We start from the raw sequence: 23,476 nt of genomic DNA, 5'->3' as shown, positions 1-23,476 counted from the left end.
CGGAGTCCTGTGCCCTCATGCCTCGACGCAACGCGTCGACACTAACCACAAAACAAACTTCAAAACAAAAAAAAGACGAAACCAAATCTTGCGAATTGGTTTCGTCTTTAATTAATCTATCAAATTGACAGATGCTAGTGATTAGCGCACGTAGTTAACGATTGCTTCACGAGCTGACTTGTCAATGTTGTAGAAGCTGTTGATACCCTTGTATTCAGCAACCTTTTCAGTCAACAAGTCTTCGATACGCATCAATTGGTTGTACTTTGCAATACGGTCAGTACGTGACATTGAACCAGTCTTGATTTGACCTGCGTTCGTAGCAACAACCAAGTCAGCGATCGTCGTGTCTTCAGTTTCACCTGAACGGTGTGAAACGATAGCCGTGTAACCAGCTTCCTTAGCCATTTCGATAGCTTCCATCGTCTCAGTCAAAGTACCGATTTGGTTAACCTTGATCAAGATTGAGTTAGCGGCACCCTTTTCGATACCCTTAGCCAAGAACTTCGTGTTCGTAACGAAGAAGTCGTCACCAACCAATTGAACCTTCTTGCCCAAACGGTCAGTCAACTTTACCCAGTTATCCCATTGCTCTTCATCGTTCAAGTCCTCAGCTTCTGCTAGAGGGTCTTCGATTGATACAACAGGGTACTTGTTTACCAAGTTCTCCAAGTAGTCGATGAACTCGTCAGTCGTGTATTCCTTCTTATCAGGCTCACCTGCCAACGTGTAGATCTTCTTCTCGTGGTCGTAGAATTCTGATGAGGCAACGTCAAAGGCAATTGCGATGTCCTTACCAGGCTTGTAACCAGCGCGCTCGATAGCGTTCAACAAGAACTCGAATGGCTCTGCGTTTGAAGCGAAGTTAGGTGCAAATCCACCTTCGTCACCAACAGCAGTTGAGTGACCTGACTCCTTCAACAATGCTTGCAATGCGTGGAAGGTTTCTGAACCCATACGGATAGCTTCAGCAACAGTCTTTGCACCAACTGGCATAATCATGAACTCTTGGAAGTCAACAGAGTTGTCCGCGTGGGCACCACCGTTAACGACGTTCATCATTGGCGTAGGCAAAACCTTTGAGTTGAAACCACCAAGGTAGTTGTACAAAGGCGTTCCCAACTCGTCAGCAGCTGCACGAGCAGCGGCGATTGAAACACCAAGGATAGCGTTGGCACCCAACTTACCCTTGTTTGGCGTTCCGTCCAATTCGATCATCGTACGGTCCAACAAAACTTGGTCAGTTACATCCATACCAACCAACTTGTCCTTGATAACCTTGTTAACGTTTTCAACGGCCTTCAAAGTTCCCTTACCCAAGAAACGACCCTTGTCACCGTCACGCAATTCAACGGCTTCGTTAACACCAGTAGAAGCTCCTGAAGGAACAATTCCGCGACCGAAACCACCCAATTCAGTGTAAACTTCAACTTCAACAGTTGGGTTACCACGTGAGTCCAAGACTTCGCGTGCGTAAATATCAGTAATTGCAGACATGTTGTCTTCTCCTTACTTGTTTTAAAAGTATAGTTATCTGGGAATATCCCTTGTCATATATTGTAACATAATTCACACGTTATGTTGCATTTAATCGGCTTTCTCACGAATTGTTTGAACCGTCTGTGAAACGCTTACCGTTACTCAGAAGCAACTATTCCGTTTTACGTTTGTTACATGCTCGACTGTTATGTCATGCAATGTTGTGTAGACTTATATATATAAGCAACATAAGCAGGCCAACGAGGAGGAGGTTGCGTTTATGAAGAAACTAAAATTTTCAATATTAGGACTGGTCAGTTTAATCATTGCAGTGCCGATTTATCTATTTGGCGCCTCTTACGCAATGAGCTGGTTTTCGCCAGATGACAGGCCACAAAATCCAGTTCGTCAGTCCGAACGCGTTTCGGCATCATTGGCTAGCATTCAATCTTTTAACGATAAATTAATTGCTGCCGGTATTAGTCCGGTTGAGCCAGCTAGTTACATTGAAGCGATGCCAAACACAGACAACCAAACAAGCAGTCCTACAACGGCTAGAACAAGTCAGTTTGTCCGCGCGGAATCCAATGAAGAATCAAGCCTGGCGCAATCAGAAGACAGCACACCTGTTTTCGAATCTACTAGCACACCTAGCAACATCATTTCAGCGGCATCAAGCTCACAGCCAACAATTAGCTCAGGTGCAGCACAAGAACCTTCGCTAAGTTCCTCAGAACTTAGCTCAACATCAACTAGTAGCACCGATTCTGTCACAACGACAACTAGTACGTCTTCTTCAGATTCATCAGAAGTATCTTCTAGCTTATCTAGCGTAACGACTTCTGAAAGCTCAAACACTGAAGACAGTTCTGGTACGGCCAACGATTTAACGAGTTCTGAAGTTACCCCTGACACTGGAAATATCAGTATCGATTCGACCCCAGATACCGATATTTCAGTAGTCAAAAATTCCTAATCTAGTAAAAACATAAAAGCACGTCTCATTGTACCGAGACGTGCTTTTATGTTTACCAGTGTTCGCGAACAGCTGCGATTTCTGAATTCGTTCACCGCATAGCGGACCTTGCGACCACCTGCATTGTGTGATCCCAAAATCATGCCTTCTGCTTCACCGTTAATTTCATTCAAAATGAATGATTCCCCTGACGTTAGGTAAACCTTTACAAAACTACCGTCAGACAAAATCTTTTCCATGAACTTAAACATATGTCGTAATCCCCCTATTACATATACTATTATCAACTCTACACTGATAGTATATCGGGCAACTTCGACAAAACTGCGATGCTTTTATGCGTCTTTTCGCAACGTTCTTTTTGCTTGTTCGGCCAGGCTAACTAACTCAATAAACGTTGAAGCATCCAAAGCTGCATCCCCAACCAGAACGCCATCGATATCTGGTTGTGACAAAATATCGTACACATTTGTTGGTTTCACAGATCCACCGTACAAAATACGTAGATTATCCGCCACGGCTTGATTAAACATGTCTGCGACCGTTTGACGAATAATCCACAAACTCTTTTGAGCAATTTCTGGACTCATCGCCTGCCCTGACCCAATTGCAGCCGTTGGTTCATAAGCCAACATAACGTTTGCCATATCGGCTTCCGTCACACCCTTTAATGACTCAACCACTTGATTGACAATCCAATGAGCATGGTCGTTACTTGATTCCAACTGCACTGCTTCATCAATCGCAACAATTGGCATTAAGCCGTTTCGCAACACTGCCAACGTCTTCAAATTAACCATTTCATCAGTTTCTCGGAAATAGTTACGTCGCTCAGAATGGCCGATGATGACCATTTTGATACCCAAATCAGCCAACGCTGCTGGGCTGGTTTCGCCAGTATAGGCACCCCGATCTTCCCAGTACACATTTTCAGCACCAATACAGATTGGCGTGTTTCTGGCCGCGTAAACCATCGCATCCAACAAAACATCTTGTCCAGCTAGAACAGTATCAACCCCCTCGTACTGCACTAACATTGGGCCAACTTCCTTAATGTACGCTGCTGCTTCACTGGGTAATTTATTCATTTTCCAGTTTCCAACTACAATTGGTCGTCTGCTCATAGCTTCCCCCAAAAAAATTTTAATTACAAAAGGCGTGCCACCGAGCGGTCGCACGCCTTACTTATTCATTACTCAGCTGGAACAGCTTCTTGAACCAACTTGATAACTTCTTCGTTCGTCTCAGCATCCAAGGCCTTGTCAGCCAATTCAGCCATCTTCGTCGTATCCAAACGCTTCATCAATGAACGTGTTTGCAAAACTGACGTTGCAGACATTGAGAATTCATCCAATCCCATACCGACCAAAACTGGTACGGCAATAGGATCACCCGCCATTTCACCACACATCGCAGCAAACTTGCCGTACTTGTGCGCTGAATCAATCACGTTCTTGATCAAACGCAAAATTGATGGGTTGTATGGTTGGTACAAGTATGAAATCTTATCGTTTCCACGGTCAGCAGCCATTGAGTAACCAATCAAGTCGTTCGTTCCGATTGAGAAGAAGTCAACTTCTTGTGCAAACTTATCAGCCAATACAGCTGCAGCTGGCACTTCAATCATGATTCCCAACTTAATATCATCAGCTACCGGCACACCAGCTTCTTGCAACTTAGCCTTCTCTTCATTGAAGATATCGCGCGCTGCACGGAATTCTGGCAACGTTGCCACCATTGGGAACATAATCCACAAATCACCGTAAACTGATGCACGCAACAAGGCACGCAACTGTGTACGGAAGATGTCGTCACGATCCAATGAGATACGGATGGCACGGTAACCCAAGAATGGGTTTTCCTCTTCAGGAAGTGGCAAGTAAGGCAAGTACTTGTCACCACCGATATCCATCGTACGAACCGTAACTGGCTTACCATTCATACCCTCAAGGACCTTCTTGTAGGCTTCAAATTGCTCGTCTTCAGTAGGCAATTCCTTTGAATCCATGTACAAGAATTCCGTACGGTACAAACCAATTCCTTCTGAACCGTTATCAACAACACCTTCCAAGTCCTTAGGTGTACCAATGTTGGCCCCAACCAAGAACTCCTTACCGTCAGCAGATACAGACTTTTCGTTCTTCAACGTTGCCCATTCTGCCTTTTGAGCGGCATACTTGTCACCCTTAGCACGGTATGTTGTGATTTGGTCTTCAGATGGGTCAACAATTGCAACACCATCAAGACCATCCAAGATAACCATGTCACCATCTTGAATTTCTTCAGTGGCAACCTTTGAACCTACGATAGCTGGGATTTCCAACGTACGAGCCATGATAGCTGCGTGCGCTGTGCGTCCACCAACGTTGGTGATGAATCCCTTAACGTATTGACGATCCAATTGCGCTGTATCTGAAGGTGTCATGTCCTTCGCAACAATCACAACTTCTTCCTTGATCAATGCTGGGTTTGGCAATTCCTTACCCAACAAGTGACTCAAGACACGCTTCGTCACGTCACGAATATCCGCTGCACGCTCTGCCATGTATGGGTTGTCATCAGCCATTGCCTCAAACATACCAATGTACATGTCCGTCGTTTCCTTCAAGGCGGCTTCTGCGTTTACGCTATCACTGTCAATCTTGCCAGTAATACCACCCAAAAGTTCTGGATCCTCCAAAACCATGATGTGTGCTGTAAACACTTCAGCTTCTTCTTTCCCCATTGAAGTAGCTGCTTTGTCTCGAATTTGTTCCAAATCTGTCTTAGATGCTAAAAAGGCCGCTTCTACGCGGTCTTTCTCAGCTTGAACATCGTCTACTGTACGAGTATCAAAAGACAAATCAGGATCAACGAGCTTGTATGCTTTTGCAATTGCAACACCGTTTGATGCCGCAATTCCCTTAATTTCTTTTGCCATCGCCGTCTTATCCCTCAAAGTAAATGTTCAAATATTAATTATTGACTAAAATTAGTCAGTCAAACCTTCAGCTGACATCGTGTCTGCAATAGCAGCCAATGCTTCAGCTTCGTCATCACCTTCAGCTGAAATCTTAACGTCGGCGTTTTGACCAACACCCAATGACATAACACCCATGATTGACTTCAAGTTAACGTCCTTGCCTTGGTATGACAAAGTTACGTTTGATGAAAACTTTGAAGCTGCTTGTACCAACAAAGTTGCTGGACGTGCGTGGATACCAGTTTCTGCTACAATGTGAAATTCGCGTGATTCCATGGTGATAATCTCCTCTAGATTAAATAATTTCTTTAATACGGAATAGCTGAGTTAAAAACGCTTTCAAAACATCTTTCAACTAACCTTATGTAGTTAATTCTAGCAGGTATAACAAATATAAGCAAGCGCTTACATTACCTTTTTCATAAGCCTTTTGTGAACAAAATGTGAACGTTCGATTCGATGAAGAATCTACTCATTTGTGTTCTTTGCCGTGTAGGTAACAACGCCTCCACGGTCTGCAATGCCACGAATGGCGTTCTGATAAGGGTAATTGCGCCAAACTTCGTAGAACTCCTTAAAATCCTTTGCTTCAAGAACGAATTGGTCAAGCTCACCCGTACGTAACTGCTCTAGTAATTCTTCATAGTTCATGTTTGTACCCTCCTGTTCTAAATCAACTGTTACTATTTTAACAAACTTTCATGCAAACGGTGACATTTTTCAAAAACAAAAAAGAACATGTGTGTTTCACCAACGCACATGTTCCATCAATTTATATGCAAACTAGAATTCCAGCAACAGACTTCCGTATGTAAATCCGGCACCGAAGCCCGTCAACAAGACGCGCTTACCAGTCAAATCAGTTGCCTTATTCAATTCATCCAACCCGATACCAATACCAGCTGAAGACGTGTTACCGTACTTTGTAATATTCGTTGCAAACTTATCCATTGGTTGATCAATTGCCTCAGCAATCGCCTCGATAATGCGTAAGTTTGCTTGGTGGGTGATGAAGTAATCAACATCATTTGGTGTCAAATCACGATCAGCCAAGAAGTTAGTAATGTGATCCGGAATCAAGCGAACAACTTCTTCAAAGACTTGGCGCCCTTCTTGGTGGAAGGCATCTGTCTTTGGATAATTGTCAGCAGCAATGCGTGACAACGGTTGAATGCGTCCTGAATGAACGACTTCTGCATCACCAATCGTGTGCATTTCTTCGCCCTTCACGATGCCTTCGTCCTCCTCAGTCGCAACAAGGACCATTGCGGCCGCTCCGTCACCAAAGAATACGGTTGATGTACGATCCGTGAAGTCCATCATCTTAGAGTTAACTTCAGCTGAAATAACCAAAGCATTCTTATAAACCCCTGAACGAATAAACTTGTCGGCTGTACTCATACCAAAGACAAATCCTGAGCACGCAGTTGAGATGTCGTATGCCCAAGCCCCTTCGGCCTTCAAATTACGTTGCACCAACGCTGCCGTTGATGGTGCAAGACCATCTGGCGTAAACGTCGTCACAATAATCAATTCAATATCTTCAGGGTTCAAGTCGGTTTGCGCCAACGCCATGCGAGCTGCTTGCGTGGCCAAATCAGACGTATTCTCACCTTGCAATGAGATGCGTCGTTCCTTGATACCCGTGTGTGCTTGAATCCACTCGTCGTTCGTATCCATGATTGCCGCCAAGTCATCGTTCGTGATGATATCACTTGGAACGTAGTGAGATGAGGCAATAATCTTAGTTCCTTGCGTCATGTGTGGACCCCTTTCTTTCGTATCAGCAAAAACGCTCTTGTATATTTTACGCTATCTTCACGCATTTTGGTAATAAATTAGGAATTACTAATAAAGAGCCAATCACATACCGGATTGACTCTTTATAGTTATCATCTTATTCAGTTACTTCAGATGCACGCATCTTAAAGTTTTCGTTGTATGAGAAAGCGTTTTGTCCTGCAACAGCTGCATCCCCAACCGCCGTTGTGATTTGGCGTAGTTCCTTTTCACGAACATCCCCAATCGCAAAGATACCAGGTTGTGATGTTTCCATGCGGTCATTCGTCATAATCCAGCCATTGGCGTCCGTAATCCCCAAATCTTGCACTGGCTCAGAAACTGGCAATAACCCAACATAGATGAACACCCCAGCCGCATCAATCTCTGATGTTTCGTCAGTTTGATTATTACGCACACGAACACCGGTCACCTTCTTGTCGTCACCCAAAATTTCTTCGACCTCTGAGTTCCAAACAAATGAAATCTTTTCATTTGCGAAAGCACGATCTTGCAAAATTTGTTGGGCACGCAACTTGTCACGACGGTGAACAATTGTCACATGTTCAGCCAAGCCAGCCAAATATGTTGCTTCTTCAACAGCTGAGTCACCACCACCGACAACAATCACGTGTTGACCACGGAAGAACGCCCCATCACATACCGCACAGTAAGAAACACCACGACCTGCAAATGATTCTTCACCTGGTACATCGAGCTTCTTGTAGGCTGCTCCAGTCGCGACAATAACCGTGTTCGCAATGTATTCATCCATGTCCGTCACAACACGCCAGCTACCATCAGCTTGCGCTTCAACGTGGAGGACTGTTCCAAATGCGTATTCAGCACCAAATTGCGTTGATGACGCGTACATCTTCTCCGCCAGCTCTGGCCCGAGGATTGTTGGAAATCCTGGATAATTTTCAATTTCAGCCGTATTGTTCATTTGACCACCGTAAATCCCACGATCAATCATCAATACTGACATGTTCGCACGTGAAGCATACGTCGCAGCCGTCATACCACCTGGTCCGGCTCCTAAAATAATTGTGTCATATTGTTGTCCCATGATATTCCCCCCGGTCACTTTTCATCAATTTCTAATCTAACTCGTTCTTATATTTTAACTGCTTTGCGGTCGAAATAAAAGGCCACCTGGACAACTCAATACAGGATTAAGTGCCTAGATGGCCAGCAGGCTTAGAGGCGCCTACCTTTATTTACTTTTTCTTATCGTCTTGCCAATCTGACTTCAACTTTTCAACCTCGTCAAACAATTGATCGTCAGATGTCGTCGACCTTGTTGCATCTTCTTGTTCCTTACGGCGACGCGTGAACAGTGCGGCAAACAATCCCATAATAGCTGCCCCAATCGAGGCCATTACGGACGCTATCCATGACTGGTTCTCACCTGTCACCTGCTTCTGCGCAGCTGACGTTGTTTCGGCATTACCATCAGCCATATCTTGAATTTGTGCACTAGCCGCCGTGCGTTCATTGTCTTCACCACTAGTTGCTTCTGCTGTTACCGTTTCTGGTTGTACGGTAGTTGATGTCGATGCAGCTTCAACATTACCAGTGTTGGTAGCTTGGTCTTCGCCAAGTGAAACAGCACCTGTCGTTGTTTGGATTGCCTCAGCAAAGTTGCTTGACGTTCCATTCAACGTCTCCGGTACTGACAAAGATTCGCTGCCCTCCGAACCAGCACTTTGTTCCGGTGCCACAGAAGCCGTCATCGTCGAATCACTAGTTTCGCTTGAGACATTGCTATCTGATGTCTCAGCCGGCGTCATTAACGCTGGTGAACTATCAGTCGTTGTTTCATTTGACATTGTAGGCGTTTCGCCGGCCTCGCTTGATGCGCTGCCATCTGTAGCGTCAGTTGGTACCGACACATCACTTGGCGTTGTCTCGTCTGACGGCGCCGGCACTTCATTCGGCGTTACGTTAGAGGAACCACTATCAGCAGGCATCTCTGATGGCGTCGCTACTCCACCGCTTTGATCCGGTACCACAGTAGGTGTTGCCGATGATTCACCCGTCTCGCTAGACGAAACACTGTCCGATGGTTCAGACGGTGCGACTGAGGCCGTTGATTCATTTGCCGTTGTGCTGTCAGGCGTCGTAGTCGCTTCACTTGATGCTTCTGAAGAGTTGGACACACTTCCCTCTGAAGTACTATCCGAGGCTGCTGGTGCTTCACTCGGTGCTGACGGCTCTACTGAAGAATCCGGTGTTTCTGAATCAGTGCTTTGTTCTGGTACCTCTGATGGTGCAACTGACGCTTCTGAAGACGATGTCTCATCCGATGTCACTGGTGCTTCACTTGGCGCAGGCGCTTCTGAAGACACACTTCCCTCTGAAGTACTATCTGAGCTTGCTGGCGCTTCACTCGGGGCCGGTGTTTCTGATGGTGCAACTGACGCTTCTGAAGACGGTGTCTCATCCGATGTCACTGGTGCTTCACTTGGCGCAGGCGCTTCTGACGGTGCAACTGAAGAATCCGGTGTCTCTACAGGTGCATTTTCGCCTGAAGTATCAGATGCTTCTGAACCAACGCTTTGTTCTGGTGCCTCTGATGGTGAAGATGATGCTTCTGAAGACGTCGTCTCATTCGACGTCACCGGCGCTTCGCTTGGGGCCTCCGAAGCATTTGAAGACACACTTTCTTCTGAAGTACTATCTGATGTGGCGTCAGAATGCTCAGGGGCCATGCTATCTGACGGCACTGCTGATTCAACTGAGGATGAGCTTTGAGCTGCGCTTGATTGAGATGCCAAAATCGAACTGATAATACTACTCTTAATCGATACAGCAACACTCGCTTGAGACTCTGCGACAACCACCGCAGAGGATGCTTGCTTAAAGTAACTATCTGCTGCTACTGCATCTGAATTTGCCCCATTGGCCGCTGACGTCATCTGACTGCGTGCAATCGATGCAACACTCGATGTATTCAATGTCGTACCGTTTCCAAGCACCATATCTACGTAGCTCAATCCAGCATTACCCGTTGCGCTTGCCAAACTTTTGACACCATCAGCAGCTGACTTTGTTTGTTCGGTGTAACTTTGTGCAATTGAGGCAGCTTCATTTGCCTTTGCCACCGCACTCGCCAAAAATGAAGCCGCACTAGAATCAAGCATCGACGCCAAGCTACTGTTAATTTCACCAGTTTCATTCAATAGCGACTTAACCGATGTTACTAAACTCGATGCTGTAGCTGCTGAACTTTGTGCCGTTTTAGCATTACTATTCACAAATGAAATTGTATCCGCATCACTGACCATCGTTGATCCAACCGCCGCTGCACTGGCTGCGTTGCTTAATTGGGCATCTGCCGTCGATTGCGCATTGCCAGCTGACTTAATGAAATTAGCTGCCGAACTATACAAATTATCTGCGGACTCAAATAGTTCGTTTGCTGATGATAAGTTACCCGCAGCCGCATATGAATTCCCAGCTGATAATGCAGAAGAAGCCAAATCCATGTTGCTCTGCGCATTAGATAGGTAACTTGCCGCACTTGAAGCCCCACGATCAGCTAACGCTGAAGTCGTTGCCGCGGTATCCGCTTGGTAATCTGCACTTGGATCATTTGCTGCAATTGATGATGCCGCCTTTGCAGCACTCGATGCAACTGACAAGATACTTGAAAGTGCCGAACTGTATGAGCCAAAGTTCAATCCAGAATGTAGCGAACTTAGCTCGGCCGCAATTGATGCACCCTTTTTAGTAGTGGCATCCAATTCCGATTGGGCTGCTGCCGAATCTGCATCACTAGCTGCCGCACTGCCATTTGGGACAGACTCTTTTTCAGTATTATCTACCGCCTGATTATCTTCAGTAACGGTTTGTAGTGCCGTTTGCAATTTGCCACGTACTAAGTCCATTGCTGATTTCGCTTGGAAAATGGTCGAATAGTTATCCGCGTGACTTACTAACGTTGCCATGTTTGGTAGCATCTGCCATAACTGTTGTAATGACACGATGTCCGTGGCGTACTTCTGTGCCAACTTTTGGTCATCAACATTATCGGATTTGGCTAATTCAACAACTGCATCAGCAAGTTTGGTTAATTGCGCCTCAACACCTGTCTTCAGTGACGAATATTCATCCTGTAAACTCTGGGCAGTCTTTGTGACATATGCCGCACCTTCTTGACCAACAATAACGACGTCCTGGCCTCCTTCACCGATATACGATGCTCGGCCACTATTCATTGTTAAGACAAAATCAGGGTTGTCAGTCATAATTTTGTTCAACCAACTCATTTGATTATCTGATAGCGGATTATTGTCTAAATTCAACGACTGCAGTTGGTAAAACACGCTTTGCACGCCAGATGTCAAAAAGTTAATTTTGTTGTCAGCCAGATTCAAATTCAGCAAATTAGGCAAATTCGAAAGTGAACCCGATCCCAATCCTGAAATGTTGTTGTTTGCTAAATTAAGGGTCGTCAATGATGATGAACTGATATTTAACGAATTAACGTCAATTGCGCCTCCGTTATTTGATAAATCAAGAGTCGTAAGCTTCGTTAACTTCGGCAAATTCACAGCTTGCATAAACGCTGTGATAACTGACATATCTGTCACACCAGACATTAAACCGGACATGTTAAGTGACGTAATACCAGTCATTACGCTAAACAGATTTTGGAAATTGCGTAGTTCGGCCCCACTTGTTTTTCCTGGATTGTAAGTTGCGGTACCGATGTTTTGACGCATCCATTGGTTGAGCGTTTCATTACCTGCCAAATTTAAATTCGTGATGTTCTTAAGTGATGCAATCGTGACTTTACTGTAGTCATCCGGCGACGTGACATTTAATAGTTCTGCCAATGTTTGTCCGCTTGCCGTTGTCGATTGTAGAAGCGCTTCAACTAGGCCGGCTGGCAAGTCAATGTCAGTAATCGATGTCGTTAACGGCAATGAACTAGTGGTCGGATTACCATACGTTGTGCCATTGTTTGTAAAATGTGTTACGACTGGTGATGCCGTGATAACTGCCTTATATCCCGATGATTGAATATAATTTAAAACACCCAAAACCGCCGCTGTGGACGTTCCTTCGGCAATCGAAACTGCTAATTGACCATTCACCAACGCAATACCAGTTACAGCCGGATTTTCACCAAAGATAAACTCAGCGGCCGCTAAATCAGAGCGGGTTGCGCTTAGTCCGCCGGTTGTCGCTGAAACTTGATTTCCCGTCACCACTTGGGCGTACTTGCTTGCAAGTGAATTCTTATCTTGAAGCGCTTGTGTCAGCGCTAAATTCGCGGTTGATTGATTTGTATCGTCTGCTAAGACGCTACCTGTCATCTGAATAATTGGCATGATAGGCGATGAAGCCGCCAAGACCGTCGACAAAATTGCAGCGCCCTGCGTGACCCACTTCGTACTTGATTTCTTTTCGCGGGCCTTATATATTTCATTTTCTACCATAATTATCGTCCCCCATAGTTATCCCTAATTATAGCGGTTTGTCCGATTTTTCACTCTCAAGAACACTTTTGAAATTTGAAAAAAATAACAAAAACAAAGAGGCCACCTGTATATCACAGATAGCCTCTTTGTATATTATTTAAATATGTGACCTTACTTCCAAGAATCCTTCAACTTATCAACTTCACTTAGCAAAGCATCATCGTTGTTCAATCCAAGGCGCTCATTCATTTCTTCTTCCGTCTCCTTGCGACGACGCCAGAATACTAGGAACAAAGCAATCAAGGCTGCAACAAGAGATGACAAGATTGAAGCAATCAAGCCACCCTTATCTGACTTAAATTGCGTATCGTGAAGTGATGACTTCGCGTGGTTCAAGCCAAACTCACTGTCTTGAATTTGTGCAACACCGGCAGATACCGGCGTTGCAACGACCGTTCCTGATACTGGTGCAGTTGCATTACCAGCTACAGCTGTACCGGTTACCGTAGTTGCAGCATTCGTTACAGGCGCAGCAACTTGTACTCCGTTACTTCCGGTTGTACCGGTTACAACTGCATTGTTGCCAGTTACGACACCAACGTTTCCTTGGTTAGTGTTGTCGTTACCATTTGACGCATTGTCACCAGTGTTCTCCTGATCTCCATCACCTGGTATTGCAGGTACTTCTGGTGTTGCTTCGCCGTTGTTATCTCCATTATCATCGTTGTCTCCAGGTACTGTTGGTGTCTCTGGGTCTACTGGCGTTGTTGGGTTACTTGGCGTCTCGTTCTCGCCATTACCGTTATCACCGGGTTCTGATGGCGTTGCTGGCTCGCTTGGATTCGTCTCCTCGCCATTACCATTATCACCAGGCTCTGATGGCGTCACGCTTGGCGTCTCTGGCTCACTTGGGTTCGTCTCTTCACCATTCCCGTTGTCGCCAGGTACCGTTGGGTTTGATGGTTCCGCCGGTGTAGTTGGGTTACTTGGCGTTTCCGTCTCACCGTTACCGTTATCACCGGGTTCTGACGGCGTCACGCTTGGTGTCTCTGGCTCACTTGGGTTCGTCTCTTCACCATTCCCGTTATCACCAGGCTCTGATGGTGTCACACTTGGCGTCTCTGGGTCACTTGGATTCGTTTCTTCACCATTACCATTGTCACCAGGTACCGTTGGGTTTGATGGTTCCGCCGGTGTGGTTGGGTTACTTGGCGTTTCCGTCTCACCGTTACCGTTGTCGCCAGGTTCTGATGGCGTCACGCTTGGTGTCTCTGGCTCACTTGGGTTCGTTTCCTCACCATTGCCGTTATCACCAGGCTCTGATGGCGTCACGCTTGGCGTCTCTGGCTCACTTGGGTTCGTCTCTTCACCATTCCCGTTGTCACCAGGCTCTGATGGCGTCACGCTTGGTGTCTCTGGCTCGCTTGGGTTCGTCTCCTCACCATTTCCGTTGTCGCCAGGTTCTGATGGTGTCACACTTGGCGTCTCCGGGTCACTTGGATTCGTTTCTTCACCATTACCATTATCACCAGGAACCGTTGGGTTTGATGGTGCTGGTGCGGTTGGGTTACTTGGTGTTTCCGTCTCACCGTTATCACCTGGCTCTGACGGCGTCACGCTTGGTGTCTCTGGCTCACTTGGGTTCGTCTCTTCACCATTCCCGTTGTCACCTGGAACTGTTGGCGTCTCTGGTTCTGCAGGGGTACTTGGCGTCTCGTTTTCGCCATTATCAGAACCATCAGTGTTCGTAGCATTTACGAAAATACCACCCACACCATATCCTGTTTCATTGGCAGAATTGCTTTGACCATTAGTTTGAATCTTTGAAATCATCTCAGGATCATTCCCAGTAAGATTCATATTCTTAACAGTCTCATTAATCTTTCCTTGAGAAATCCACATTGTGTAGATCAAATTTGAGTCAAAGTTGTTATTTGAAATGTCCAAGTTTTCAAACGTTGATGTTGAAATACTTGAAAGGTTCATACGCCAGAACAACTCTGCGCCGTTTGATGAGTTAAGTGCATTGGCTGCTACGAACGCACCGCTCAAATTCACGGTCGTCAAGTTAGCATTGGCCGCTAGTACTGCGCCTAATTCACCTAACGCCTTAAACGCAGCTTGTTGGTAGGCATAGTTATTCCAGTTACGAACGACTGAAGCTAGCCAGTCTGAAAATTCTTGATTGTTTGATAGATCAACTACCGCATTGTCCTTGGCAGCGTCAAGAACACTCTGTGGAACACTATTAAATTGACTTGCCTCTTCAGCATGAGCCATTTCAATCGTCGCCAATTGCACACCAGTCGTCATCACTGGCGCCCCAACAATCAACGTAACCCCCATGATTGCCAATCCGCGGGTTACCCACTTCTTACCATCCTTATACATCTTGAATCGAACTGTACGTTCCGTTTCATTTTGCGTCTTCTTGAACATAAGAAAACACCCCTTTTCTCTTAAACAATTCCCTTTTAGCAAATACTGAACATCAGGCATTTCAGTAACAAGTCTATCCCTGTCCGATATTTACTAATTTATTGTAAGCCCTCCGCGAAGCTTTTGCACGTTTTTTGGGAATATGTAAAAAAACTGATAATTTTAGTTAATATATCGGATATAAAAAAACAACCACCCTTGATATTTCAAGAGTGGTCGTTAACTTCAAAATATTTAAATATCACAGAAGTCTAGTGATTATTTCCAAGAATCCTTAGTGTTTTGAACATCCTTCAACAATGCTTCATCAGCATTAGCTGCGGCATTCTCTTCATCTTGTTGCTTACGACGCTTCCAGATGAAGAGGAAGAACAAAGCTAAGACTGCAGCAACCAGTGCTGAAATCAATGACGTTAGAAGACCAGTGTGCTTGTTATTCATTTGCGTATCGTGCAATGACTTGCTTCCTTCAGCAACTGCCTTTCGATCATGAATGGCAACCTTCTTTGGTTGGCGACCATTGTCTGAATTTGCAGCTTGAGTAGCAGCGCCGTTGTTTACACTAGCAGTCGCAACTGCCGCATTTGCAATCGGCGCAACCGCACCAGCAGTTGTGTTAGCAACCGGTGCTGGCGTCCCTGCTGTTGCATTCGCACTTGCTTGGTTGCCAGCGTTAGCCACGCCACCATTTACACCACTAACTGCAGTGTTGCTTACCCCGTTCGTGTTAACTACACGAGGGGCAGTAACATTACGTGATGCTGCATTTGCAATTGCGATAGCAGCCTTATCAACTGCATCCGTCAATGAGTCCGCATCCGTTGCATTCTTAATGTTGTTGATAGCATCAACAACATTTTGATCATTAGCAACATGTTGTGCGTTGGCTTCATTGTTAGCCTCAGCAACTGCGGCTGACTTTTGGTTGTTGAAGTCGGCTACGTTTTGGTTATTCGTAGCTGCCTCTGATGCTACTGATGTAGCATAGTGTTGACCTTGCTTAGCTTCGTCGGCTGCAACTGATGAAGCAAGGGCTGAGTTAGCCAATGATTGTTCCATCGCTGCGTTTGACTCACGTCCGGCCGCATTAGCCAATGATGCAGCTTGTGATGCTGATGCACTGTTGGCCAATGATTGCTCCATCGCCGCGTTTGACTGACGAGCACTCTCGTTCGCGAATGAAGTTGCTTGTGACACTGCCGCGCTGGCTGCCAATGATGACTCCATTGCCGCATTTGAATCACGACCTGCGTTAATCATTGATTGTGCTTCTGAGTTCGCTGCTACTGAAGCTGCGACCGAAGCGCTTGATGCCTTTGCTTCATTTGCTGAAGCGTCTGAAGCCGTTGAATCCGCATTGTGTTGTCCAGCTGCCGCTGCATTTGAAACTGCGGCTGACTTCGCTGCTGATGTGGCCAATGATTGCTCCATTGCTGCATCTGACTCACGACCGGCTGCGTTTGACATCGATGCAGCTTGTGATGCTGATGCACTGGCAACCAATGATGCATTTGCTGAGGCTTCAGCTGCTACTGAATCTGCGTAGTGTTGTCCAGCTGCGTTTTCGCTTGCGATAGCGTGTTCTGCTGCTTGTGATGCTGCAATTGCTTCTGAGCGTGCTGCATCATTTGCTGCTTCCGCCTTCCCAGCGTTAATTGCATCAATCAACTTCTGCAACAAATCACCCAATTTTACCAACTCGTTACCAGCATTCTTTTCTGATGGATTTTGAGCTTCCTTAACAATATCCATGTATGGTGCCTTCTTCACTGAAGCAGGTACACCATCCTTGATTGCTTGATCATAAACTGCATCAGCCTTCTTCATGAATGATGCAATCTTATCATCGTAATTCTTCTTTGCTTCATTACGGATTTGATCTGCGTAATCATTCAACTTGTTTGCTGTTTCGCGAACATTCGTTGAGCTTGGCTTTTGTGCTTCAGCCATGGCGTGGTTGTACAAGTCATTAATCGTTGCATCACGAACACCATCTTGTACTGCCCCGTCCAATGCGTTTTGCACGTTTTGAGCGGCTGCATCAATTTGGCTTGCCTTATCAGCATTGATTGCATCGACCATCTTTTGCAACATGTCGTTCAACTTAGCAACTTCCAAACCGGCATTCTTTTCTGATGGGTTTTGTGCTTCAGCTACGATATCCATGTATGGTTGCTTCTTTACATCAGCTCGAACACCATCCTTGCGTGCTTGATCGTAAACTGCATCGACATTCTTCATAACTGCCGCAATTTTATCATCGTAATTCTTCTTTGCTTCATTACGGATTTGATCTGCATAATCATTCAACTTGTTTGCCGTTTCACGCACATTCGTTGAACTTGGCTTTTGCGCTTCAGCCATGGCGTGGTTGTACAAGTCGTTAATCGTTGCATCACGAACGCCGTCTTGTACGGCCCCATCCAATGCGTTTTGCACGTTTTGAGCGGCTGCATCAATTTGGCTTGTCTTATCAGACATTGATTGCATCGACCATCTTTTGCAACATGTCGTTCAACTTAGCAACTTCCAAACCGGCATTCTTTTCTGATGGGTTTTGTGCTTCAGCTACGATATCCATATATGGCTTCTTCTTCACATCAGCATGAACACCGTCCTTACGCGCTTGATCGTAAATTGCATCAACATTCTTCATAACTGCCGCAATCTTATCATCGTAATTCTTCTTTGCTTCATTACGGATTTGATCTGCATCGTTGTTCAACGTCTTTGCCGTTTCATGAGCGTCTGATGAAGTTTGCTTTTGTGCTTCAGCCATTGCGTGGTTGTACAAATCATTAATCTTTGAATCGCGTACACCATCTTGAACAACATCGTTCAAAGCATTTTGAACATTTTCAGCTGCGCTTGAAATCAATGCACTATCTGCCAATGAGTTATTCGTAGCTGCTTCCGCTGCTACTGATGAGGCGTAGTGATTACCTTGCTTGGCTTCCTCAGCTGCTGCTGATGATGCAATTGATGATTGTACTGCTGCATCATTCGATGCTAAATCAGCTGCTACTGATGACAAGTAGTGGTCACCTTGCTTGGCTTCCTCAGCTACTGCTGATGACGCAATTAATGATTGTACTGCTGCATCATTCGATGCTGAATCAGCTGCTACTGATGACAAATAGTGGTCACCTTGCTTGGCTTCCTCAGCTACTGCTGATGACGCAATTGATGATTGTACTGCTGCATCATTCGATGCTGAATCAGCTGCTACTGATGACAAGTAGTGGTCACCTTGCTTGGCTTCCTCAGCTACTGCTGATGACGCAATTGATGATTGTACTGCTGCATCATTCGATGCTGAATCAGCTGCTACTGATGACAAGTAGTGGTCACCTTGCTTGGCTTCCTCAGCTACTGCTGATGACGCAATTGATGATTGTACTGCTGCATCATTCGATGCTGAATCAGCTGCTACTGATGACAAGTAGTGGTCACCTTGCTTGGCTTCTTCTGCTACTGCTGATGATGCAATTGATGATTGTACTGCTGCATCATTCGATGCTGAATCAGCTGCTACTGATGACAAGTAGTGGTCACCTTGCTTGGCCTCTTCTGCCACTGCTGATGATGCAATCACATTTTGGTTGTTCTTATCAGCGTCAGCTGCTACTGACGCAGCATAGTGACTACCTTGCTTTGCTTCTTCTGCTATTACAGAAGCAGCCATTGATGCTTGCGCTGCTGAGTCAGCAGCCGCACTTTGGGCCATTGCGTTTTCTACCGCACCTTCATTTTCGGCACGTGTCTTTCCCAAATCAGACGTCGTATCAGCATCGTGTGCACTCTTTTGTTGGACCTTAGAAACTTCTGCTTGCAAAGCAGCGTCAGCCCCAAGCATATCCAACGCATCTGATGAATTGTCTTTTGATACATTATTCGCGTTGTCAATTGCCTTCGTTAAATCAGCCGTTGAACTATCTTGGTTGCTTTTCGCAACTTCGATTTCTTGGTCCAATTAATTCTTAGCAACTTGGCGTAGACCGGCCAATGCATCGCGCAACTTTAATTCTGCGTCGTTAACCTTGTCATAGTCACCAGGGTTCATTTGTTGTGTAGCAGAAAATGTCCCGTTACCAGCAGTGACAGTCTTGGTAATTTGATCCATGTTTTGCGTAAACTTGCCGGAATTAATTGCATCTTGTGCCAGCTTCAAGTCAGCTTGCAATCCCAAACGAACAGCAGTCTTGTTATCAGCTACCAAGGCATCCAAATTCGTACCGTTCAAGTCGGCCGTTACCTTAGCCAAAGCTTGGGTCAACGCAGCATCTTGTGTGTATCCCGTGTATTGCTTAACAACATCATAACCATTTTGAGCTGCGACGATTACGTTAACCAATTGTTGATTAGCGTTAGCAACTTCTCTTTCGTTCCAAAGGATTCCCAGGAAGTAGCTTGGCTTGACAGCCTTCGCATTAGCAATTGCGTTTTTAATAATCGCGTAGTTTGTTAGGTAACTATACTCACCATCCAAAGCACTCAGGTTATTTTTAATCGTCTCGTAAGCATCCCCTGTCGCCTGTCCGACCTGAACTTCACTGGCTTCAACGTTAGCTACATTCGCCACAGTCCCCAAAACAGGCCCACCGACCATCAATGAAACGGCAAACAAAGCCAACCCACGGGTTACCCATCGCTTACCGTCTTTATACATCTTAAAGTGAACCTTGGTCTGATTCTCGTTCTCTGACATCCCTTTTACCACTCTTTCTTTCCACGGCTCCCTACAAACCGATCTAAAGCACCCGAACCACCGGAATACTCCCTTATATAAAACATACTTTGTAAGTCTATCACCATATTTTTAAAATAGATAAAATATAGTGTAATTAGGAAAGGTTACAAAAAGGAAGTGTGAAAAAACGGACTTACCAGCTACAAAAAAGCGCTCTGATTGAACAATCAGAGCGCTTTTGTTTAATAGTTATTAATCCAACGTAGCTGCCAAATCCTTGATGTATTGCTTCAAGGCATCTGCAGTTTGTGGGTGTGTCAAACCGTATTCGATGTTAGTCGTCAAGAAACCAATCTTTGAACCAATGTCAAAACGCTTACCCTTAAATTCGTGGGCATAAACGTGTTGGCGCTTGTTCAATGAATCGATGGCGTCCGTCAATTGGATTTCGTTACCCTTACCAGGCTTCGTGTTCTCCAACTCTTCGAAGATTTCTGGCGTCAACAAGTAACGACCGATGATTGCCAAGTCTGAAGGTGCATCTTCTGGCTTTGGCTTCTCAACGAATGAGTTAACTTGGTGCAAACCGTCTTCAACTTCCTTTTCAGGTGCAATCACACCGTATTCAGAAACTTGCTCGTGAGGAACCTTCATAACAGCAAGCGTTGACTCACCCGTCGTGTTGTAACGGTCAATCAATTGCTTAGTCAAAGGCGTCTCGTCGGCCATCAAGTCATCACCCAACATAACAACGAATGGTTCGTCACCGATAAATGACTTAGCTGTCAAAACGGCATCACCCAATCCACGTGGGTGTGATTGACGGATGAAGTACAAGTTGATGTCAGTCGTCTCTTCAACCAACTTCAACAATTCGTCCTTACCCTTTTCCTTCAAGTTGTTTTCCAACTCAGGGTTTAAATCGAAGTGATCTTCGATTGAACGCTTTGACTTTCCATCAACGATAACGATGTCTTCGATACCTGATGCCAAAGCTTCTTCGATGATAAATTGAATCGTTGGCTTATCAACGATTGGCAACATTTCCTTGGCCAAGGCCTTAGTTGCTGGCAAAAAACGAGTTCCCAAACCTGCTGCTGGGATAATAGCCTTACGTACTGGCTTCATAGTGTGTTACTTCCCTTCTTGTGAAACTGGACGGCCCATCAATTCGTTGATGGCCTCCTTGATATCTTGACCTTCGTACAAGACACGATAAATTGTAGATGTAATTGGCATTTCAACGTGCTTCTTAAGCGCAAGTTCATGAGCAACCTTAGTTGTTGAAATTCCTTCGATGACCATCCCCATGTTTTCGACGATGTCATCAAGCTTCTTGCCTTCTCCAAGTTGTACACCTGCACGGTAATTACGTGAGTGTACTGAAGTGGCTGTGACAAACAAGTCACCGACACCAGACAAGCCCATGAAAGTTAGTGGGTTTGCACCGAATGCTTGCCCGAGGCGGCTGATTTCAGCCAAACCACGCGTAAACAATCCTGCCTTAGCGTTTGCATCGAATCCCAAGCTTTCAAGTGCACCTGCACCAATTGCAATGACGTTCTTCAACGCAGCACCAAATTCAGCACCAATCAAATCTGTATTTGTGTAAACACGGAATACGTTATTTGTAAACGCAGCTTGCACACGCTCAGCCGTAGCCAAGTTTTCGCTGACTGCAGTTACTAGCGTAGGGTCGTGCTTGATAACCCCTTCTGCGTGAGATGGACCAGAGATAATTCCCAAGCCCAAACGCTGTGAGTCAGCCACTTCTTCAGCAAGCATCTCTGATGCACGCTTGTAAGTGCCAGGCTCCAAGCCTTTCGTTGCAGCGACCAAAACAACTTGTTGGTCCAACGCTGACAACACGTCTGACAATTGATGTGCAACCTCGCGTGTCGCCTTCGTAGGCACCACACTCAAGACGATTGTCGCATCGCGTACCGCTTCGGTCATATCGGCCGTAGCAACGACACCTTCATGCAAAGGGTTATCGCCAAGATACTGACTGTTTCGGTGTTGTTCATTGATTTCTGCTACTTGAGCGGGCTTGTATGTCCAAAGACGAACATCATGTCCATTCTCAGCAGCAACATTTGCTAAGGCGGTTCCCCAAGATCCAGCACCTAGCACTGCAATTACTTCATTGCTCACAATGTTCCTCCTTGCGTTAGCTTTAGTCTCAAGCCAAAACTAACATACTCAATAATACCATATTCCCGAACTTTGAAAATGGCAAAAAGTGAAAAAGCCCAATAGGTAGGGCTCTTTCTTAATAAATTCATTAATTCTCCGAATTTTCGGCAATTAATCTATTCAAATTGTCGTTAAACGTTTCAGTAGCATCAAATCCCATCTTCTTGGCACGGAAATTCTTAGCGGCCGTTTCAATCAAAACAGCCAAGTTTCGTCCAGTTTGAACTGGCAAAACGAAACGTGGTAAATCAACACCTTGAATTTGAATCGTTTCTTCACCATTTCCCAAACGGTCAACCTTTTGGTCATCCGTCCACTTGGCCAAGTGTAAGTTAAAGGCGATTGTTGCGTGTGAACGCACGGCACCCGCACCATACAAATTCATAACGTCGATGATTCCCACACCACGTAGCTCCATCAAATTACGCAAAATGGCAGGTGGCTCACCCACCAAACGTTCTTCGTCTTGTGCATAAACATCAACACGATCATCCGCAATCAAACGGTGGCCACGTTGCACAAGTTCAAGCGCTGTTTCTGACTTACCAACACCAGAATCACCAGTAATCAAGACACCCAATCCAAAGATGTCGACCAAAACACCGTGCACAGATTGACGTTCTGCCAAACCACCACTCAAGAAGAAAGTCATGTTTGACAAGATTCGTGATGATGTTAGCTCAGTAGCCAACACTGGAATTTGTGCTTCAACGGCTGCCTGCATAAATTCTTGTGGTAATTGGCGCCCCGTTGAAACCACGAACGCTGGTGTATTAGGTTGCATCATCTTACGAGCAACCATCAACAATTCATCATGGTTCATGCGGTGGGCAAATGACGTTTCCGTAATTTCCATCAATTGCACACGTTCTGGTGCGTAGTAATTAAAGTATCCCGTCATTTCCAAACCAGGACGAGAAATATCAGCGGTCGTGATTTCACGATCGAGATATTCTTCACCGGCAACTAAGTTCAAGTGCGTGTTATCAAGCAAATCCTTGACTGTAATTTTCTTTGCCATATCGTTAATCTTCCTTATTGATGTCACTATCTCGTCGGCTGAAGTAACTTGAAATAATCAAGTTCACCAGCGACATGATGATAGCGATAAAGACTGCCCAACCAAAACTTGCAAAACGGAAGCCGTCTCCCACAATTGCTGACGCCATCCACAAAACGATGCCGTTAACGATGAGGCCAAAAATACCAAATGTTAACACCGTAAATGGCAATGCCAAAATTTGAAGTACCGGCTTCACCAAAGCATTTAGGACACCTAGAATAAGTGCCGCCAAAACTGCCGTGAACAAGTTACTGATATAGAGCCCTTGCTTAAATAAACCAGCGAGGGCTAACAACATAATGGTGTTAATCAGCAGTCGCTGCAAAAAAGAGAAACGTCGAAATGTTATTGTTTGCATATTCATCCCCCTAGTTTCTTCTGTTTTATTATAGCAAACCTATTGTACTCGCGGTATGAAGAAAAAATAAACGTCCCACGCTTTTTTGCTGGGACGTTCACT

18 protein-coding genes are annotated in these 23,476 nt (G+C 45.4%); 1 reads left to right on the top strand and 17 read right to left on the bottom strand.

Features of this window, described 5'->3' with window-relative positions:
- Positions 1–141: 141 nt before the first annotated feature.
- A complete protein-coding gene (eno, locus tag OIT45_RS08365) occupies positions 142–1,497 on the bottom strand; it encodes a phosphopyruvate hydratase (protein ID WP_003608069.1) in 1,356 nt (451 codons plus the stop codon).
- Between the two features lie 262 nt (positions 1,498–1,759).
- Here eno and OIT45_RS08360 point away from each other — a divergent pair, with 262 nt between their 5' ends.
- Positions 1,760–2,455 carry a hypothetical protein gene (locus OIT45_RS08360; protein WP_199404231.1) on the top strand — a complete coding sequence of 232 codons (696 nt, stop codon included), beginning with the start codon at positions 1,760–1,762 and terminating at the stop codon, positions 2,453–2,455.
- Here the strand turns inward: OIT45_RS08360 and OIT45_RS08355 are convergent.
- The 16 genes from OIT45_RS08355 to OIT45_RS08280 all read right to left on the bottom strand — a co-directional run bounded on the left by OIT45_RS08355 (position 2,452) and on the right by OIT45_RS08280 (position 23,374).
- Positions 2,452–2,706, bottom strand: coding sequence for a hypothetical protein (locus OIT45_RS08355; protein WP_264339993.1), 255 nt, complete (start codon positions 2,704–2,706; stop codon positions 2,452–2,454). The genes OIT45_RS08360 and OIT45_RS08355 overlap by 4 nt on opposite strands.
- An 84-nt stretch (positions 2,707–2,790) precedes the next feature.
- Positions 2,791–3,579 carry a triose-phosphate isomerase gene (tpiA, locus tag OIT45_RS08350; RefSeq protein ID WP_199404232.1) on the bottom strand — a complete coding sequence of 263 codons (789 nt, stop codon included), beginning with the start codon at positions 3,577–3,579 and terminating at the stop codon, positions 2,791–2,793.
- Between the two features lie 68 nt (positions 3,580–3,647).
- Positions 3,648–5,375: a phosphoenolpyruvate--protein phosphotransferase gene (gene ptsP, locus OIT45_RS08345; RefSeq protein ID WP_199404233.1), complete on the bottom strand. Its 1,728-nt coding sequence runs from the start codon at positions 5,373–5,375 to the stop codon at positions 3,648–3,650.
- Between the two features lie 51 nt (positions 5,376–5,426).
- Positions 5,427–5,693: a phosphocarrier protein HPr gene (locus OIT45_RS08340; protein WP_003608075.1), complete on the bottom strand. Its 267-nt coding sequence runs from the start codon at positions 5,691–5,693 to the stop codon at positions 5,427–5,429.
- A 192-nt stretch (positions 5,694–5,885) separates the two neighbouring features.
- A complete protein-coding gene (locus tag OIT45_RS08335) occupies positions 5,886–6,068 on the bottom strand; it encodes a hypothetical protein (protein ID WP_199404234.1) in 183 nt (60 codons plus the stop codon).
- Positions 6,069–6,200: 132 nt separating this feature from the next.
- Entirely contained in the window at positions 6,201–7,178 is a 978-nt protein-coding gene (locus OIT45_RS08330) for a beta-ketoacyl-ACP synthase III (protein WP_003608077.1), read from the bottom strand.
- Positions 7,179–7,314: 136 nt separating this feature from the next.
- Positions 7,315–8,265, bottom strand: a complete 951-nt coding sequence (trxB, locus tag OIT45_RS08325) for a thioredoxin-disulfide reductase (protein WP_199404235.1) — start codon at positions 8,263–8,265, stop codon at positions 7,315–7,317.
- A 151-nt stretch (positions 8,266–8,416) separates the two neighbouring features.
- Positions 8,417–12,646 (bottom strand): hypothetical protein, encoded by a 4,230-nt coding sequence (locus OIT45_RS08320; RefSeq protein ID WP_199404236.1) that lies wholly within the window; start codon positions 12,644–12,646, stop codon positions 8,417–8,419.
- 153 nt (positions 12,647–12,799) lie between these two features.
- Complete coding sequence (locus OIT45_RS08315) at positions 12,800–15,067, bottom strand: KxYKxGKxW signal peptide domain-containing protein (protein ID WP_199404237.1); 2,268 nt, start codon at positions 15,065–15,067, stop codon at positions 12,800–12,802.
- A gap of 258 nt (positions 15,068–15,325) precedes the next feature.
- Positions 15,326–17,548, bottom strand: coding sequence for a hypothetical protein (locus OIT45_RS08310; protein WP_199404238.1), 2,223 nt, complete (start codon positions 17,546–17,548; stop codon positions 15,326–15,328).
- Positions 17,541–19,040 (bottom strand): hypothetical protein, encoded by a 1,500-nt coding sequence (locus tag OIT45_RS08305; RefSeq protein WP_264339990.1) that lies wholly within the window; start codon positions 19,038–19,040, stop codon positions 17,541–17,543. Before OIT45_RS08305 ends, OIT45_RS08310 begins: the two co-directional genes overlap by 8 nt.
- Positions 19,041–19,775, bottom strand: coding sequence for a KxYKxGKxW signal peptide domain-containing protein (locus OIT45_RS08300; protein WP_264330094.1), 735 nt, complete (start codon positions 19,773–19,775; stop codon positions 19,041–19,043).
- Positions 19,776–20,009: 234 nt separating this feature from the next.
- The gene (gene galU / locus OIT45_RS08295; RefSeq protein ID WP_264330093.1) at positions 20,010–20,885 is read right to left on the bottom strand and encodes a UTP--glucose-1-phosphate uridylyltransferase GalU; all 876 of its coding nucleotides are present in this window, start codon (positions 20,883–20,885) and stop codon (positions 20,010–20,012) included.
- Positions 20,886–20,891: 6 nt separating this feature from the next.
- Positions 20,892–21,911: an NAD(P)H-dependent glycerol-3-phosphate dehydrogenase gene (locus OIT45_RS08290; protein ID WP_135798269.1), complete on the bottom strand. Its 1,020-nt coding sequence runs from the start codon at positions 21,909–21,911 to the stop codon at positions 20,892–20,894.
- A gap of 130 nt (positions 21,912–22,041) precedes the next feature.
- Positions 22,042–22,974: an HPr(Ser) kinase/phosphatase gene (gene hprK / locus OIT45_RS08285; protein ID WP_199404313.1), complete on the bottom strand. Its 933-nt coding sequence runs from the start codon at positions 22,972–22,974 to the stop codon at positions 22,042–22,044.
- Between the two features lie 4 nt (positions 22,975–22,978).
- Complete coding sequence (locus OIT45_RS08280; protein ID WP_003608084.1) at positions 22,979–23,374, bottom strand: phage holin family protein; 396 nt, start codon at positions 23,372–23,374, stop codon at positions 22,979–22,981.
- Positions 23,375–23,476 lie beyond the last annotated feature (102 nt).

It is taken from the genome of Weissella sp. LMG 11983 (assembly GCF_025908495.1).
GTDB classification, from domain to species: domain Bacteria; phylum Bacillota; class Bacilli; order Lactobacillales; family Lactobacillaceae; genus Weissella; species Weissella fermenti.
The sequence above is the reverse complement of the archived record's forward strand: the minus strand, read 5'-3'. Positions and strand labels throughout refer to the sequence as shown.